The sequence below is a fragment of the Acidovorax sp. ACV02 genome (assembly GCF_014851475.1).
GTDB classification, from domain to species: Bacteria; Pseudomonadota; Gammaproteobacteria; order Burkholderiales; family Burkholderiaceae_C; genus Acidovorax; species Acidovorax delafieldii.
In genome coordinates this window covers 1-445 of sequence record NZ_JACUZU010000032.1, presented here as the reverse complement: position 1 = coordinate 445, position 445 = coordinate 1, and the positions used below count along the sequence as shown (strand labels likewise).

At 48.8% G+C, this 445-nt stretch carries 1 pseudogene; it reads left to right on the top strand.

What is annotated here, in order from left to right:
• Positions 1-445, top strand: a pseudogene (locus IB236_RS24680) (hypothetical protein); the annotation flags it as partial.

Sequence of the window (445 nt, the reverse complement as noted above, 5' to 3'; positions counted from 1 at the left end):
AAAGGGGAGGAAGAGAAGGAAGGAGAAAAGAAGGAAAAGGAAGAGAAGGGGGGGGGGAGAGAGAGGGAGAGAGAAAGAGGGAAAAAAGAGGAGGAAGAGAAAAGAAGAAAGGAAGGAAGGGGAAGGAGAAAAAAAAGAAGGGAAAAAGGAAGGAGAAGGGGGGGAAAAGGAGAAGAGAGGAGAGGGGAGGGAGGAAAGAAAGAAGAAGGGAAGAAAGGGGGGGGAGAAAAAAGAAGGGGAAAGGAAGGAAGAAAAGGGGAAGAAAGAGGGAAAGAAGAAGGGAGAGAAGAAAGAGAGGGAAAGAAGAAAAAGAAGGGAGAAAGAGGGAGCAAGAGGGAACAGCACAGCATGGGGGAGGGGGAGACGCAGGGGAGAAAAGGGTCCACGAGGAAAAAAAGAAGAAAGAACAAAACGCTGAACATGGTGGAGTTCTACTACCCCGAAG